Source organism: Dactylosporangium sp. CS-033363, from assembly GCF_050942475.1.
Taxonomy (GTDB): Bacteria; Actinomycetota; Actinomycetes; order Mycobacteriales; family Micromonosporaceae; genus Dactylosporangium.
Genome location: NZ_CP192032.1, coordinates 8,113,047 through 8,127,964 on the forward strand (window position 1 = coordinate 8,113,047; position 14,918 = coordinate 8,127,964).

Annotated in this window: 16 protein-coding genes; 12 read left to right on the forward strand and 4 right to left on the reverse strand. The window is 73.6% G+C overall.

All coding sequences use genetic code 11. The features are described from left to right. The first annotated feature begins 2 nt into the window (after positions 1 to 2). The 9 genes from ACQPZ4_RS37535 (at position 3) to ACQPZ4_RS37575 (ending at position 9,227) form a co-directional block, all read left to right on the forward strand. On the forward strand, positions 3 to 1,049 hold the full coding sequence (locus ACQPZ4_RS37535; RefSeq protein WP_433046819.1) for an ABC transporter permease: 1,047 nt from the start codon (positions 3 to 5) through the stop codon (positions 1,047 to 1,049). Positions 1,050 to 1,063: 14 nt separating this feature from the next. After that, complete coding sequence (locus ACQPZ4_RS37540; protein ID WP_433046822.1) at positions 1,064 to 2,050, forward strand: sugar phosphate isomerase/epimerase family protein; 987 nt, start codon at positions 1,064 to 1,066, stop codon at positions 2,048 to 2,050. Between the two features lie 17 nt (positions 2,051 to 2,067). After that, positions 2,068 to 3,006 (forward strand): 1-phosphofructokinase family hexose kinase, encoded by a 939-nt coding sequence (locus tag ACQPZ4_RS37545; RefSeq protein WP_433046825.1) that lies wholly within the window; start codon positions 2,068 to 2,070, stop codon positions 3,004 to 3,006. Further along, complete coding sequence (locus ACQPZ4_RS37550) at positions 3,003 to 4,259, forward strand: FGGY-family carbohydrate kinase (protein WP_433046828.1); 1,257 nt, start codon at positions 3,003 to 3,005, stop codon at positions 4,257 to 4,259. The genes ACQPZ4_RS37545 and ACQPZ4_RS37550 overlap by 4 nt, the downstream gene beginning before the upstream one ends. Continuing rightward, positions 4,256 to 4,873 carry a bifunctional 4-hydroxy-2-oxoglutarate aldolase/2-dehydro-3-deoxy-phosphogluconate aldolase gene (eda, locus tag ACQPZ4_RS37555; protein WP_433046831.1) on the forward strand — a complete coding sequence of 206 codons (618 nt, stop codon included), beginning with the start codon at positions 4,256 to 4,258 and terminating at the stop codon, positions 4,871 to 4,873. The genes ACQPZ4_RS37550 and eda overlap by 4 nt, the downstream gene beginning before the upstream one ends. Before the next feature lie 70 nt (positions 4,874 to 4,943). Next, positions 4,944 to 6,317, forward strand: coding sequence for a glycoside hydrolase family 43 protein (locus tag ACQPZ4_RS37560; RefSeq protein ID WP_433046834.1), 1,374 nt, complete (start codon positions 4,944 to 4,946; stop codon positions 6,315 to 6,317). 18 nt (positions 6,318 to 6,335) lie between these two features. Continuing rightward, positions 6,336 to 6,647, forward strand: coding sequence for a hypothetical protein (locus ACQPZ4_RS37565; RefSeq protein ID WP_433046837.1), 312 nt, complete (start codon positions 6,336 to 6,338; stop codon positions 6,645 to 6,647). Positions 6,648 to 6,807: 160 nt separating this feature from the next. After that, positions 6,808 to 8,448, forward strand: a complete 1,641-nt coding sequence (locus ACQPZ4_RS37570; protein WP_433046840.1) for a protein kinase domain-containing protein — start codon at positions 6,808 to 6,810, stop codon at positions 8,446 to 8,448. Between the two features lie 56 nt (positions 8,449 to 8,504). Next, the gene (locus tag ACQPZ4_RS37575; RefSeq protein WP_433046843.1) at positions 8,505 to 9,227 is read left to right on the forward strand and encodes a hypothetical protein; all 723 of its coding nucleotides are present in this window, start codon (positions 8,505 to 8,507) and stop codon (positions 9,225 to 9,227) included. 3 nt (positions 9,228 to 9,230) lie between these two features. On the opposite strand, the gene ACQPZ4_RS37580 is transcribed toward ACQPZ4_RS37575, so the two are convergent. Further along, positions 9,231 to 10,388 carry an RCC1 domain-containing protein gene (locus ACQPZ4_RS37580; RefSeq protein WP_433046846.1) on the reverse strand — a complete coding sequence of 386 codons (1,158 nt, stop codon included), beginning with the start codon at positions 10,386 to 10,388 and terminating at the stop codon, positions 9,231 to 9,233. Between the two features lie 93 nt (positions 10,389 to 10,481). After that, positions 10,482 to 11,309, reverse strand: a complete 828-nt coding sequence (locus ACQPZ4_RS37585) for a patatin-like phospholipase family protein (RefSeq protein ID WP_433046849.1) — start codon at positions 11,307 to 11,309, stop codon at positions 10,482 to 10,484. Between the two features lie 62 nt (positions 11,310 to 11,371). On the opposite strand from ACQPZ4_RS37585, the gene ACQPZ4_RS37590 reads away from it, so the two are divergent. Continuing rightward, positions 11,372 to 11,986 (forward strand): pentapeptide repeat-containing protein, encoded by a 615-nt coding sequence (locus ACQPZ4_RS37590; protein ID WP_433046852.1) that lies wholly within the window; start codon positions 11,372 to 11,374, stop codon positions 11,984 to 11,986. Between the two features lie 18 nt (positions 11,987 to 12,004). Here the strand turns inward: ACQPZ4_RS37590 and ACQPZ4_RS37595 are convergent, their stop codons facing one another. Next, positions 12,005 to 12,754: an SDR family oxidoreductase gene (locus ACQPZ4_RS37595; protein WP_433046855.1), complete on the reverse strand. Its 750-nt coding sequence runs from the start codon at positions 12,752 to 12,754 to the stop codon at positions 12,005 to 12,007. A gap of 54 nt (positions 12,755 to 12,808) precedes the next feature. Between ACQPZ4_RS37595 and ACQPZ4_RS37600 the strand changes: the two genes are divergently transcribed. Then, entirely contained in the window at positions 12,809 to 13,543 is a 735-nt protein-coding gene (locus tag ACQPZ4_RS37600; protein ID WP_433046858.1) for an IclR family transcriptional regulator, read from the forward strand. Positions 13,544 to 13,597: 54 nt separating this feature from the next. Next, on the forward strand, positions 13,598 to 14,239 hold the full coding sequence (locus ACQPZ4_RS37605; protein ID WP_433046861.1) for a class I SAM-dependent methyltransferase: 642 nt from the start codon (positions 13,598 to 13,600) through the stop codon (positions 14,237 to 14,239). On the opposite strand, the gene ACQPZ4_RS37610 is transcribed toward ACQPZ4_RS37605, so the two are convergent. Continuing rightward, positions 14,236 to 14,883, reverse strand: a complete 648-nt coding sequence (locus ACQPZ4_RS37610; RefSeq protein ID WP_433046864.1) for a helix-turn-helix domain-containing protein — start codon at positions 14,881 to 14,883, stop codon at positions 14,236 to 14,238. The two genes, ACQPZ4_RS37605 and ACQPZ4_RS37610, sit on opposite strands and share 4 nt — an antisense overlap. Between the last annotated feature and the right edge of the window lie 35 nt (positions 14,884 to 14,918).

Genomic DNA, 14,918 nt, shown 5'->3' on the forward strand with positions numbered 1-14,918 from the left:
GCATGTCTGCCCCCACCGTCACCGCCCCGGCCCCGGGCCCGGAGCGCACCCGCTCCGCGAGGGACGTCGCCCGCTCGGTCTTCAAGCGCCAGGAGACCGGCCTGCTCGGCGTGATCATCCTGCTGGGCGCCGTCGTCAGCATCGTCAACAGCAACTTCCTGCGCGCCGACAACCTGTACAACGTGCTGCAGACCGTCGTCGTGGTCGGCGTGATCGCCGTCGGGCAGACGTTCATCCTCATCGCCAAGGAGATCGACCTGTCGGTCGGCTCGGTGCTGGCGCTGTCCGCGGTCACCGCCGGCTCGGTGTACGGCAGCGGCGCCAACCCGTGGATCGCCATGCTGGCCGGCATCGCGGTGGGCGGGGTGTGCGGGCTCGCCGTCGGTACCGTCGTCGTCCTGGGCCGGGTCAGCTCGTTCATCGTGACCCTGGGCATGCTGTCCATCGCCCGCGGCCTGACCCAGCTCGTCACCGGCGGCCTGCCGCAGAGCATGCCCGACGAGCTGTCCTTCATCGGCCAGGGCCGCATCCTCGGCGGCATCCCGGTCAGCGTGCTCATCTTCGTCGTGCTGGTCATCCTCGGCCAGCTGCTGCTGACCCGGACCGTCTTCGGCCTGCGGGTCACCGCGATCGGCGACAACGACGCCGCCGCGCGCACCGGCGGCATCCCGGTCGCCCGCACCCGCATCCTCACGTTCGTGCTCATCGGCCTGCTCGCGGGCCTGGCCGGGATCATCTTCTCGACCCAGGTCGGGGTGGCCGAGGCCCAGGCCGGCACCGGCTACGAGCTCGACGTCATCGCCGCCGCCGTGATCGGCGGGGCCAGCCTCTCCGGCGGCCGCGGCTCGATCATCGGCGCGTTCCTCGGCGCCTGCCTGCTCGGCGTGCTGCGCAACGCGTTCATCCTGCTCGCCCTCTCCCCGTTCCTGCAGCAGCTCAGCATCGGCCTGGTCATCGTGCTGGCCGCCCTGTTCGACCAGGGCCGGCAGGGCAACCTGCGCCACCTGAGCCCCTCCGCGCTGCGTTCCCGGTTCTTCGCCGGTCGTTAGAAAGGTCGTTCCACATGAAGCCGCAACCGTTCCGCATCCATGACCAGCGCGTCGTCAAGGCATTCGCCGAGGCGCGCCGCTCGCACACCGCCGACGAGCCCAAGCTCAAGTTCGGCTGGAGCAACTGGGGCTTCGGCACCGAGGAGCTCGGCGTGTCGGCCGAGCGGCTGGCCAAGAACGGCGTGCAGTACATCGAGCTGCACGGCAACCTGTACTCCGACGACTTCGGCTACCGGCCCGACGCGACCCTCAAGACCCTGGGCGAGCACGGCATCACCGTCTCCGGCATCTGCGGCATGGTGACGCCCGACCAGGAGTTCGCGCACAACCTGCCGCACGTGCGGGCCCGCGCCGTGGAGTACTTCCGCCGCCAGGCCCAGTTCACCCAGGCGGTCGGGGGAAGCTACCTGCTCTTCGGGGCGGGCTCCGTGGGCCGCCCGGTCGCGTTCGACTCCTACGAGCTGGAGCGCTCGGCGAGCACCATGCGGCACGTCGCCGACGACTTCGCCAAGGCCGGCATCCGCGGCGCCGTGGAGCCGATCCGGCCCGAGGAGACCAGCGTCGCGCACACCTTCGAGCAGGTCCTGCGCCTGCTCGACCTGGTCGGCCACCCGTCGATCGCGCACGTCAACGGCGACACGTACCACATGCTCAGCGGCGAGCTGCACATCGGCGCCACGCTGCTGGACCACGGCCACCGCATGCTCAACCTGCACCTGGCCGACACCAACCGGCGCGCCCTGGGCCACGGCCTGCTCGACCTCGACGTGGTCATCATGGCCCTCTACGCGATCGGCTACCAGCGCGGCGACAACTACTGCTCGGCCGAGCCGCTGGGCGCCGGCGGCAACCCGTACGCGGCGATGAACCTGCCGCCGCAGACCGAGAAGCTCGACGAACTCGTCCGCGTCACGGCCGAGACGTTCCGCTCACGCGAGGAGGAGGTCCTGGGGGCCACCGACGACGAGCTGTTCGCCCTGTACCAGATTGACGGCGACTAGTGTTCACGTTGCATGTGGTGTGCCCCAACCCGGCCCTGGATCGCCTCCAGGTCGTCGAGCGGTTCACCCCGTTCGAGGTCAACCGGGTCGTCGACGTGCAGAGCCTGCCGGGCGGCAAGGGGATGATCGTGTGCCGGGGCGCCCGCCGCCTCGGCGCCGCGGTCACCGCCCACGGCTTCGTCGGCGGGTTCGTCGGCGAGGTCATCCGGCGCGGCTGCGAGGACCTGGGCGTCGCCGACCGGCACGTGCAGATCCTCGGCGACACCCGGGTCACGCCGGTCGTCATCGAGCGGGCCACCGGGCGCTCCACGGTGCTCAACGAGCGCGGCCCGACGGTCTCCGCCGACGAGCAGGAGCAGCTCGCGGCCGGGCTGGCGGCGGCGGTCCGGCTGGGCGACGTGGTCGTGTCCACCGGCAGCCTGCCGCCCGGTTCCGCGCCCGACCTGCACGCCACGATCGCCCGGTCGGCCCTGCGCCGGGGCGCGACCGCGCTGGTCGACGCGCACGGCGACGCCCTGGCCCGGGTCATCGACGACGCCCGCGAACATGGGCCGGGCGACGGCCTGCTGGTCGTCAAGCCCAACGCGCACGAGCTCGGCGGCATCCTGGGCCGGGACCTGTCCGACCCGGCCGACCTGCTCGCCGCGGTGCGCGACCTGCACGGCCTGACCGGCGCGACGTTCGTGGTGACCAGCGGGGCCTTCGGCTCGGTCTGGGTCGGCGCGGGCGCGCAGCTCACCGCGGACAGCCCGGTCGTGGACACGGTCAACGCCACCGGCTCCGGCGACGCGTTCCTGGCCGGCCTCGCGGTCGCGCTCGGCCGCGGCGAGGACCCGGCGGCGGCGCTGACCCAGGCCGCGGCGATGGGCGCGGCCAACGCCGCGTCGCTCGCCCCGGACGTCGACCCTGACCTCGTCACCAAGCTGCGCGAGCACGTGACGGTGACCGCGCTGTGAGCCTCTACCTGGGTGTCGACATCGGCACCACCCGCACGAAGGTCGGCTGCTACGACGCCACCGAGGGCCGCCTGACCGCCCTGGTCTCGGCGCCGACCGAGGTGCGCGACGACCCGTGGGGCGGGCGGCGCGACGCGTCCCGGCTCACCGCCGCGGTCGCCGGGCTGCTCGAGGAGCTGCTCGCCGACCCGGCGGTGCGCCCCGGCGCGGTCGTCGCGATCGGCGTCGGCTCGGTCGGCGAGGAGGTCGTCATGCTCGGCGCCGGCGGCGAGGTGACCGCCCCGGTGCCGGCCTGGTTCGCCGGGCACGGCCGCGAGGCCAAGCCGCTCGCGGGCGAGGCGTGGGCCGGCGTGGACGACACGTTCTCGGTCTTCAAGCTGCTCTGGCTGCGGCGCGAAGGGCTGCTCGGCGGCGCGCGCACGTTCACCGGCCTGGCCGACTTCGTGGCCCGCGACCTGCTGGCCGACCCCGCCGCGCCGGTGTTCCTCAACGTCTCGCACGCCTCGCGCACCGGCCTGCTCGACGTGCGGGCCGGCACCCTCGACGAGGACGCGCTGCCGTCCCTCGGCCTCGGCGCCCTGCGCCTGCCGGAGCTCGTCGGCAGCGCCACGGTCGTCGGTCTCACGACCGGCGCGGGTGTACTGCCGGCGGGCATCGCCGTCGTCACCGGCGGCCACGACCACATGTGCGGGGCGTACGGCTCCGGCGTGCGCAAGCCCGGCGACGTCTACGTCTCGGCGGGCACCTCCGAGGCCCAGCTGCTGCTCGTGGACGCCCTCCCCGACGCGGTCGAGCCCGGCATCGACGTCGGCGTCTTCGTGGCGGGCGGCCTGCGCTACGTGCACCGGGCCACGCCGTCCGGGCGGTTCTACCAGGCGTGGCGGCGGATGCTGTACCCCGAAATCCCCGACGACCTGCTCTGGTCCGAGGTCGACGCGGCCCTGGACACCGCCGCCCCGGCCCGCATCGACGCGGACGCCCGGGAGGTCGGACTCCCGATGGACGTGACCCGCGCCCAGGCCATGGCCGGCCTGCTCAAGGGGCTGGCGGTGGAGGCCGACGCGGTCACCACCCGGCTCGGCGCCGCGGCCGGCACCCGGATCGCGGACGTCACCGTCGCCGGGGTGGCCGCCGGCTGGGCCCCGTGGCGCCGGCTGCGGCAGGACGCCACCGCCCGCCACCTGCACTTCGTCACCGAGCCCGAGGCCACCGTCCTCGGCGTGGCCGCCCTGGCCCTGAAAGGATCGTCATGAGTTTCCTCGACACCAGCCGCATCGTCCCCGTGGTCGTCCTGGATGACGCCGCCTCGGCCGAGCCGCTCGCCGACGCCCTGGTCGCCGGCGGCCTGCCGATCGCAGAGGTCACCTTCCGCACCGCGGCGGCGGCCGGCGCGATCGCGCGGATGAGCCGGCACGGCGGGGTCGTGGTCGGCGCCGGGACGGTCACCACCCCCGACCAGGTCGACCAGGCCGTGGCCGCGGGCGCGACGTTCGTCGTCTCCCCCGGGCTGAGCGCGGCGGTCGTGCGGCGGTGCCGCTTCCACGGGGTGCCCGCGCTGCCCGGCGCCACCACGGCGACCGAGATCATGGCGGCGCTGGAGCTCGGCGTGGACGTGCTGAAGTTCTTCCCGGCCGGCACCTCCGGCGGGGCGGCCGCCGTCGCCGCGCTTTCGGCACCGTTCCCCCAGGTGCGGTTCGTGCCCACCGGCGGGATCGACGCGTCCAACGCGCTCGACTACCTGCGGCTGCCGTCGGTCCTGGCGGTCGGCGGCAGCTGGATGGTCCCGCGCAAGGCCATCGCGGCGGGCGACTTCGAGTCGGTCGCCATCCTGGCCGCGGAGGCGACCCGCTTGACTTCATCAATGTGAGCGATAACATCGCTGTACCCCGCTGACATGCCGCCATTTGTTAGCGATCACAGCGACTTGAGGTGATCTCTTGAAGCGTCGCACCCTGCTGTCCGCCACGGGCGCCGCCATCGTCGGCGGCGCCCTCGCGCGTCCCGGGACCTCGATGGCCGCCACCTACGGCGGGTACGCCATGGCGTACTTCACCGAGTCCCCGACCATGGCCGCCGCCAACTACGGCCTCCACCTCGCCGTCAGCGCCGACGGGCTCAACTGGACCCCGCTCAACCAGAACAACCCGGTCGCCACGCCCACCCTGGGCAGCCGGGGCCTGCGCGACCCGTTCATCCTGCGCAAGCAGAGCGGCGGGTTCGCCGTGCTGGCCACCGACCTCAACGGCACCGACTGGAACTACCAGAGCCAGTACCTCCACGTCTGGGACTCGGCCGACCTGCGCACCTTCACCGGGTACCGGCTGCTCAAGGTGCACTCCCTGGCGACCCACGCGTGGGCCCCGGAGGCGTACTGGGACCCGGGCCGCGGGCAGTACGCGGTCGTCTACTCGGCGGTCACCGGCGGGCACAACGTGCTGATGGTGAACTACACGAGCGACTTCGTGACCGCCTCGGCCCCGCAGACGTTCTTCGACCCCGGCTACGACGCCATCGACGGCGACTTCGTGAGCGTCGGCGGCGTCAACTACATGTACTTCAAGAACAACACGAACAGCACGCTGCTCGGCACCCGCTCGACGAGCCTGAACCCGGGCAGCTTCAGCCAGTACACGAGCGGCATCGGTCCTGGAAGAGGCGTCGAGGCCCCGCAGATCGTCAAGTCCAACACCGCGGACACCTGGTTCATGTGGGGCGACACGTGGAGCCCCAACGGCCGGTTCTTCTGCTGGCAGACGAGCAACGTGGCCGGCGGGGCGTGGAGCCTGCTCAACGACCGCGCCTACACCCAGCCGCTGAACTCCAAGCACCCCGGCATCACCCCGATCACCGCGACCGAGCTGACGAACCTCACCGCCAAGTGGGGCGCGCCGGCCTGGAACCGCATCAAGTCGTACAACTTCCCGGACCGCTACGTCCGCCACGCCAACAACGTCGGGCGGATCGACGCGTACCCCTTCGACCCGTACCAGGACCAGCTCTGGACCCTGGTCCCGGGCCTGGCCGACTCCTCCGGCGTCTCGTTCCGCTCGGTCAACTACCCGGACCGGTACCTGCGGCACTCCAACTACGCGCTGCAGCTCGCGGTCAGTGACGGGACGAGCACGTTCAGGGCCGACGCCACCTTCTACAAGGCGGCCGGGTTCGCCGACGCGTCGTGGACGTCCTTCCGGTCGTACAACTTCCCGGACCGATACCTGCGCCACGCGAACTACGTCCTGCGCATCGACCCGATCACGAGCTCGTCGTCCACAACGGACAAACAGGACGCCACCTTCCGCATCGGCGCCTGAGGGCCGCACAATGCGGGCGTGCCGATTCAGGTCCACGTCGCCCTGGGCTTCAGCCTGCTGCTGCTCGCCGTCGCGACCGCCGTCGTCGGGTGGGGCGTCTCGGTGACCGCGCCGAACCTGGGCCGGCCGCGCCTCGTGCGGCTGGCCCGGGACGGCGGGCGGATCCTGTACGCGATCGCCGCGGTGCTCGTCATGCTCGCGGCGGTCGTCGCGGGCGGCGGGGCCCGCACGACGCTGGTCGGCGTCGTCATCCTGCTGCCGATCCTGACCGTCTTCGCCGTGCTGGGCGTCGTCACCATCGTCCGGGCGCTGCGGCATCAGCCCGGCTGAGCGGTCAGGTTGAACCCCACCGAACGTGCGTACCCGCTGGTAGCGCTTGCGGATCGCCTCCTGGCACGTTAGGAACAGTCGTTCGGGTCCGACCGGCTGAAGGTCCGACCGGCTGAAAGGTCCGACCGGCTGAAAGGTCCGACCGGCTGAGGGGGCGCGGTTGATCGGCGCGGGAACGGTGCTGGCCGGGCGGTATCAGCTCGAGCGGCACATCGCCAGCGGCGGCATGGGGGACGTCTGGCAGGGCCACGACCGCGTGCTGGGGCGCACGGTCGCGGTCAAACTGCTGCGCGCGCCGAGCGGCGAGCCCGAGTTCGTCGAGCGGTTCCGGGCCGAGGCCCGCACCATGGCGACCATCAGTCATCCCGGGGTCGTCGACGTCTACGACTTCGGGGACGATCCGGCGGCCGGGGTGTACCTCGTCATGCAGTACATCGACGGCGAGTCGCTGGCGGGCACCCTCGACCGCGAGGAGCGCCTGGCCCCGGACACCGCGATGCGCCTGATCGCCGAGGCGGCCGAGGCCCTGCACGCCGCCCACGAGAAGGGCGTCATGCACCGGGACGTCAAGCCCGGCAACCTCCTGCTCCGCCCGGACGGCAGCACGGTGCTCACCGACTTCGGCATCGCCCGCTCGGCCGCCGCGACCCACCGGACCGCGCCCGAACTGCTGCTCGGCACCGCCTCGTACATCGCGCCCGAACGGGCCGGCGGCGAGCCCGCGACGGCCCGGTCCGACCTGTACTCGCTGGGCGTCGTCGCCTACCGCGTCCTGGCCGGCCGGCTGCCGTTCGAGGGCGAGAGCCTGCTGCAGATCGCGCTGCGACACGCCAACGACGAGCCCGACCCGCTGCCGGACGACGTGCCGCCGGGGGTACGCGCATTCGTGGCCCGCTCCCTCGCCAAGGACCCGGCCGAGCGCTGGCCTTCGGGGGCCGCGATGGCCGCGGCGGCGCGGGAGGCCCGGGCGGCCGCTCCCCCGCGTTCGGCGCGCGGCCGCGGCCTGCTGATCGGCGCGGCCGCGGTGCTGGCCATCGTCGGCATCGTGGCGTCGGCGCTGCTGCTCGGCGACGACGACGATCCGGACCCGCCCGTCTCCGGCGCCGTGGCCCAGGCCGACCCCACGAACGGCGCGGGCCTCGGCGGCGTGGTCGCGCCGTCGGCGAGCGCGCCGGTGCCGTCCCTGTCCCCGTCCCGCCCGCCCAGCCTGGCCGCGCCGCCCTCGACCAAGGCGCCCGCGGGCGCGCCGGCGGTGCCGTCCGGGCTGACGGCGACGCCGGTGAGCGCGTCCGCGATCCGGCTGAACTGGAAGGACACCTCGGTCAACGAGACCGGCTTCACCGTCCTGAACGGGTCGGCGTCGCGCACCGCCGCCGCCGGGGCGACCTCGCTGGTCTGGGACGGCCTGGCCCCGGACACGTACATGTGCTTCAAGGTGCGCGCGGTCAACGCGGCCGGCCCGTCGGCGTACTTCCCGGCCGCGCAGAACGACTGGGTGTGCACCACCAGCCTGGCCGGCACCGGCCCGGCGGCACCGTCGGGGCTCACCGCCACGGCGAGCGGGCCGACCGCGATCCGGCTGCAGTGGACCGACAACTCGGCCGACGAGACGGGGTTCACGGTCATCAACGGCAGCGCGTCGCGGACCGCCGCGCCCGGCGCTACGTCGCTGGTATGGGACGGGCTGGCCCCGGGGACGTACATGTGCTTCAAGGTGCGCGCGGTCAACGCGGCGGGCGTCTCGGCGTACAGCCCGGCCGCGCAGGACAGCTGGGCCTGCGTGACGACCCCGGCCGCCTGACCCCTCGGGATCGTTGTCCCTGGCGGCCCGGGACGGCTGGTCGCTGTACTCGGGCCATGAGACGAACCCTCGTCGTGCTGCTGGCCCTCGCGGCCGCCGTCACGATCCCCGCTTCGCCGGGCCACGCGGCCCCGGCGTGTGACCAGCCCGTTCCCCCGCCGATCTGCTCGCCCGACGATCCCGACCCCGGGCCCGTCGACGCCCCGCCGCGCGGAGCGTTCGACACCCTCACCTTCGTGGGCAACGGGGTGCGGGTCACCGGCTGGGCGGCCGACGGCGACACGACGGGGCCGGTCCTCGTGCACATCTCCGTCGACGGTGCGTTCGTTTCGAGCCTTTCCACCGGTACCGCCCAGCGCTACGACGGTTTCGCCCCCGCGCGGCACGGGGCGCACAGCGTCTGCGTCTGGGCGCTGAACGTCCCCCGCGCCGGGGCCGACCCCGCGCCCAACCGGCAGCTCGGCTGCAGGACCTACGACGTGCCGGTGGTGTCGGGCATTCGCACCTCGGTGGGTGGCGGTTCGCCGACGGTGTCGTTCGTCGACAACGTGGCGGGCGAGACCGAGTTCACGGTCCGCTGGGACTACTACATCCTGCAGACCATTCCGGGCACCGACCACCAGGTCGGATGGCCGCAGAGCGTGACGTACACGCTGCCGGCGCACCCGGGCACCGGCCCGGCGACCCTGACCGCTCCCCGGCCTGTGCCGGCCAACGCGTTCAGGGTCACCGTCACGGCGCCCGGGTTCGGCAGTGCGAGCGCGGACCGCTGGTGGTAGGTCCTACGGCAGGGTGACCGCGCCCGGCGTGTTGCGCTGGGTGGTGGTGCCGTCGCCCAGCTGGGAGTTGCCGTTGTTGCCCCAGCACCACAGGCTGGCGTCGGTGCGCACGCCGCAGGTGTGGTACCCGGCGACCAGGCCGGCCGTCCAGGTGGTGGCGGTGCCGACGCGGGTCGGCGTGGTGCGCGTGGTCGTGGTGCCGTCGCCCAGCTGGCCGGTCATGTTGTTGCCGAAGCACCACAGGCTGCCGTCGGTGCGCGAGGCGCAGGTCGAGTAGAAGCCGGCGTTCACTCCGGTCCAGGTGTTCACGGTGCCGACCTGGGCCGGGGTGTTCTGCAGCGTGGTGCTGCCCAGGCCGAGCTGGCCGTAGCCGTTGTCGCCGAAGCACCACAGGGTCTTGTCGGCGCGGGTGGCGCAGGTGTGCGCGTAGCCGGCGGTGACCGCGGACCAGGTGGTGGCGGTGCCGACCTGGGCCGGCGTGGTCGAGTACGCGGTGGCGCCGAGCCCGAGCTGCCCCGCCGAGCTGTCACCCCAGCACCACAGCGTGCCGTCGGTCCGGGTGGCACAGGTGTGCCCGAAGCCGGCCGAGACGCTCGCCCAGCTGGTCGCGGTGCCGACCTGCGACGGCGTGGTGATCGTCCAGGCGGCCGAGCCGGTGCCGACCTGGCCCAGCCGGTTGAAGCCCCAGCACCACAGCGTGCCGTCGGTCTTCACGGCGCAGGTGTGCGCGTCGCCCGCGCTCACCTTGGCCCAGTTGGTCGCGGTGCCGACCTGGGTGGGGACGGTCTTGCCGAGGGTCGTGCCGTCGCCCAGCTGACCCCGGAAGTTGTACCCCCAGCACCACAGCGTGCCGCCGGTCTTCACGGCACACGTGTGGCTGGTGCCGGCCTCGATGCCCGCCCAGTCGGCCGCGGTGCCGATGCGGACGGGCGTGGTCCGGCTCGTCGTGGTGCCGTCGCCGAGCTCGCCGCTGTAGTTGCCGCCCCAGCACCACAGCGTCGCGTCGGTGCGGATCGCGCAGGTCTGCGAGTACCCGGCGCCGACGCTGGCCACCCCGGCAGCGGCCAGGGCATTGGCCGGTCCGGCCGTGGTGGCGATGGCGATGACCGTGCCCGCGATGGCCGTCGCCACCGCGGTGATGACCTTCCTCAAGTCGCTCATGCGCTGCGACGCTAGGATTCCGCGCCCACGCTGAGCAACGCCGCGCTCACGAAACGGGCCCTGTCCTGGCCTTGACCGGGAAAGTTACAGCATTCAATCGGTCCAGATCGCGCGGACCGCGCCGGCAAGTGCCTCCCCCTGGCGCAGGCCGGCCTCGGCGGCGGCGGCGCGGCGGGACGGGTCGAGGGCGTTGGGTCCGATCGCCTCCAGGGCCGCCTCGTCGGGCTCGATGACGAGCCGGCGCGCCGGGGCCACCTTGGCGATCTCGCGGTCGATGAGCGGGCGGGCCAGGCCCGCCATGGGCGCGATGACGAGCAGGGCCTGCGCACCCTCGGCGAGGTCGGCGTTGGTGCCGGAGCGGACGCCGCCGTCCATGTACCGCTTCCCGTCGATGGTGATCGGCGAGAACACGCACGGGACGGCGCAGCTGGCGGCGACGGCGAGCGGGAGGGGTACACCGGAGGAACGGTCGAACACGGCGGGCTTTCCGCCGTCGGTGTCCACCGCGGTGATGCGCAGGTCGGGCGCGGGCCAGTCGGCCACCGGCAGCTGGGCGGTGAGCCGGGCGATGTGCGCCTTCTCGTCCCCGGTCGGCGTCGCCAGGGCCATCTTCCCGATCTCGGCCATGATCTCCTCCCGCGGCCGCGACCGGTCGGCGAGCAGGGCGAACGCGGCCATGGCGGGCGCGATGTCGACGGCCGGGGCGGGTCCGCCGGGCCCCGCGACGGTCTGCGCGGCGACGGCGTCCTCGAGCGGGATCCCGGCGGCCAGGACGGTGCCGACCACCGACCCGGCGGACGTACCGACGATGACGTCCGCGTCACCGACCGTCACCCCACCCCGGGCGAGGCCGGCGAGCACCCCGAACTCCCAGGCGATGCCCGTCATCCCACCGCCACCGAGCACGAGCGCTTTGGTCATTACTGGAAGGTAACCCATGCACTCACCCGGCGGGAGCCCCGCTCGCCCGGACGATTGGACTCATGCCGAAGCGGCGCACCGTCGGCGGTCTCTCCCTGATCGGCCTGGCCCTGGTGGCGGCCACGGTGACCATGTGCAAGGGCGGCGACGACGAGGCGGACGCCAAGCACGGCCCGCGGTGCACCGCCCCGAGCGCCGCGAACCTCAGCGGCCGCACGGTCACGGCGTTCGACCTCGACGGCCGCAAGCTGCGGTGCGCCGACCTGCACGGCGCCACCCTGCAGGAGGCGGCCATCATGAGCACCGACATGTACGGCGCGGACCTCAGCGGCGCGGTCGCCAAGGCCGCCGACCTGAGCCAGGTCAAACTGACCAAGGCCGACCTGGCCGGCGCGGTCCTGCGGGACAGCAGCCTGACCGACGTGGGCCTGGAGCACGCCACCCTGCACGAGGCCGATCTGCGGGCGGTGACGTTCCTGCGCACCGACCTGAACTCGGCGGACCTGACCGACGCCGACCTGACGGGCTCGACGTTCGACTCCTCGAACCTGCGCGGCGCCGACCTGACCGGCGCCAAACTGGCCGGCGTCTCCTGGGTCAACTCGATCTGCCCGGACGGGACGAAGTCCACGGAGGCCACCTGCGACGGCCACATGAAGCCCAAGCCCACCACCTGACGCCGCCCGCCGCTGCGGTCAGCGGCCGCCGGTGACGTCGAGGGTCGTGCCGGTGACGAAGCGGGCGTCCGGGGACAGCAGCCACGCCACTGCCGCCGCCACCTCGTCGGAAGTGCCCGCACGGCCCAGGGGCTGGGTGGGACCCAGGCGGGCCGCGCGGTCCGGGTCGCCGCCCGTCGCGTGGATCTCCGTGTCGATGATGCCCGGGCGGACGCTCGTGACGCGGATGCCGTGGGGCGCCACCTCCAGGGCGAGGCCGCGGGTCAGGGTGTCGACGGCGGCCTTGCTCGCGGCGTAGTCGACGTACTCGCCCGGTGCGCCCAGGACCGCGGCCTTCGACGACAGGTTCACGATCGCCCGGTCCGGGAGGTCGCTGGTGCGCATCCTGGTCACCGCCTCGCGGCAGCACGCGGCCAGGCCGATCACGTTGACGGCCAGCACCCGGGACCAGCGGTCGGCGGTGATCTCGTCGAAGGGGCACTGCTGTTCCAGTACGCCCGCGTTGTTCACCAGGCCGGCCAGCGGGCCCAGCTCGTCGGCCGCCTTGAACAGGGCGCTCACCTGGGACTCGTCCGCCACGTCGCACGGGATCGCGCGCACCGGGCCGGCCGGGGTGTCGAGCTCCGCCACGAGTCCGGCGGCGCGCCCGGCATCGGCGCGGTACCCGAGCACGAGCCCCCGCCCGGCCACCCCGGCCAGGCGGCGGGCGATGGCGGCGCCGATCCCCCGGGTGCCGCCGGTGATGACGTACACCGCTGATGTCTGCATGAGATGAGGACCGTACGGCTTCGGCGGGCCGGCGGCGACAGGCAGAATCACTGAGTGAGTCGCACCATGATGGGCCGGGTCCTCGCGCTGCTCGATGTCGTCGCCGCCGCGGGGGTCACCGACCGGCGGGCGCTCGCCGCGGCCGTCGGGCTCCCGCAGGCGACCGTGAACCGGATCGTGGCCGGCCTCGTGACCGAGCGGCTGCTCGCCGACGAGGCGGGGCGGCTGCGGCTGGGGTTGCGGCTGTTCGAGCTCGGCACCCTCGCGGGGCAGGCGGGCGTGGGGCTGCTGGACGCGGCCGGGCCGTACCTGGTCGACCTGCACCGGGCCTTCGGCTGGACGGCGCAGCTCGCGGTGCTGGACGGGGACGCGGTCACGTACCTGCTCAAGGTCGGCTCGGCCCGCCGCCCCCGGATCGACACCCGGGTCGCGGGGCGCTTCCCGCCGCACTGCACCGGGGCCGGCAAGGCGCTGCTGGCGTTCTCGCCGCCCGAGCTGACCGAGGACCTCCTGGACCGGTCGGCACTCACCGCGCGCACGCCGGCCACGCTGACCTCGCGGGCCCGGCTCGCGGCCGATCTGCGGGCGACCCGGCGCCGGGGGTACTCCGTCGACCGGGAGGAGTTCCAGACCGGCATGATCGGCGTCGCCGCGCCCGTCCGCACGAGCGGGCGCCCCCTCGCGGCGGTGACCCTGGTCGGACCGGCGGCCACGGTCGACGTCCACCGCGCCGCCCACGCCCTGCGACTCGTGGCCGACATGCTCGAGGCGCGCTGCGAGCCGGCCTGACCGGCGAGCGTTCGGTTCAAGACGCGCGGGTGCCCGGCCGCGAAGACTCGACGCATGACCGATGAGGCCTTCACCCCCGCGCTCGGGCGGCTTGCCCCCACGTTCTTCTACGACAGCGTCGTGGCGCTCACGCGGGAGCGCCGGTGGCGGGGACTCGTCGCCCGGCTCGCCGCCCCGAAGGCCGGCGAGGTGGTTGTGGACGTCGGGTGCGGTACCGGATCCCTCGGCCGGTTGTTGTCCACAGTGGAGCCCGCAGCGCGCATCATCGGCGTGGACCCCGATCCGGCGGTGCTCGCCATGGCACGCAGGAAGACCGGGAAGGTCGAGTGGCGCCTCGGCAAGGGGGACGCACTCGACGACATCCTCGGGCCGGGCGAGGCCGACGTCGTGGTGTCCAGCCTCGTGCTGCATCAGTGCCCGATGCCGGTCAAGCGAAGCATCCTGCGGGCCATGGGCGAGGTGTTGCGGCCCGGCGGGCGGCTGGTGATCGCCGACTACGGCCTGCAACGCACGCGCGCCATGCGGCTCGCGTTCCGGACCGTGCAGTTCGCCGACGGCAGGGCCGACACGCAGCCGAACGCCGACGGGGTGGTGCCGGGGCTCATCGCGGAGGCCGGGTTCCGCGACGTGTGCGAGGCCGCCGTCGTGCCCACGGTGACCGGCTCGATCTCGATCTACACGGCGGGCGGGCGCTAGGGGCGGAGCACAGGGAGTACAACCGCGGGGGTCAGACCCATCATCTCGCGCATCTGGCGGGTCAGGTGGGCCTGGTCGGCGAAACCCGCTTCCACGGCCGCCGCCGCGGGGGTCCGGCCGGCGCCCAGGGCCTCGGCGGCGCGGCGCAGGCGGGACCAGACGCGCCACCGGGCCAGGGGCAGGCCGAGCTGCTCGAGGGCCAGCGCGCGCAGGCGTTGCGGCGACAGGCCGACCGCCGCCGCGAGGGCGGGCATGGCGACGGAGGCGTCGCGGAGGAGGTGCATCGCGGTGAGCAGGCGGGGATCGAGTTCGCCCGACGGCTGTACGGCGATGTCGTCCAGCCGCAACGCCCGCGGCGCGAAGGCGGCGATCGAACGGTACCGCTGCCGCAGGGAATCGGCGAAGACGCAGTGCGGGTCGACGAAGAACGTGCGCAGGTCCGGCGCGGCGAGCAGGCGGTGGCGGACCATCGGCGGGACGACCACGGCCGGCGCCCGCACGACCGTCCCGGCGGCGTCGGCCACCGCGACCTCGCCACGCTGGGCGATCGCGATCTGGAAGGCGGCGTGGCGGTGGACGGCGCTGTCGCCCACCGCCCCGCGATAGGCCGCGAAGCCGTCGCCGATCGAGAAGCCGAAACGCATTGTCCAACTATCGCGCACGGTCGTACGATGCCCCG

Bases quoted from the DNA above. Each gene is read 5' to 3' on its own strand.
- ACQPZ4_RS37535 (WP_433046819.1), top strand. From the start codon at position 3: ATGTCTGCCCCCACCGTCACCGCCCCGGCCCCGGGCCCGGAGCGCACC.
- ACQPZ4_RS37540 (WP_433046822.1), top strand. From the start codon at position 1,064: ATGAAGCCGCAACCGTTCCGCATCCATGACCAGCGCGTCGTCAAGGCA.
- eda (WP_433046831.1), top strand. From the start codon at position 4,256: ATGAGTTTCCTCGACACCAGCCGCATCGTCCCCGTGGTCGTCCTGGAT.
- ACQPZ4_RS37575 (WP_433046843.1), top strand. From the start codon at position 8,505: ATGAGACGAACCCTCGTCGTGCTGCTGGCCCTCGCGGCCGCCGTCACG.
- ACQPZ4_RS37580 (WP_433046846.1), bottom strand. From the start codon at position 10,388: ATGAGCGACTTGAGGAAGGTCATCACCGCGGTGGCGACGGCCATCGCG.
- ACQPZ4_RS37585 (WP_433046849.1), bottom strand. From the start codon at position 11,309: ATGACCAAAGCGCTCGTGCTCGGTGGCGGTGGGATGACGGGCATCGCC.
- ACQPZ4_RS37590 (WP_433046852.1), top strand. From the start codon at position 11,372: ATGCCGAAGCGGCGCACCGTCGGCGGTCTCTCCCTGATCGGCCTGGCC.
- ACQPZ4_RS37595 (WP_433046855.1), bottom strand. From the start codon at position 12,754: ATGCAGACATCAGCGGTGTACGTCATCACCGGCGGCACCCGGGGGATC.
- ACQPZ4_RS37605 (WP_433046861.1), top strand. From the start codon at position 13,598: ATGACCGATGAGGCCTTCACCCCCGCGCTCGGGCGGCTTGCCCCCACG.
- ACQPZ4_RS37610 (WP_433046864.1), bottom strand. From the start codon at position 14,883: ATGCGTTTCGGCTTCTCGATCGGCGACGGCTTCGCGGCCTATCGCGGG.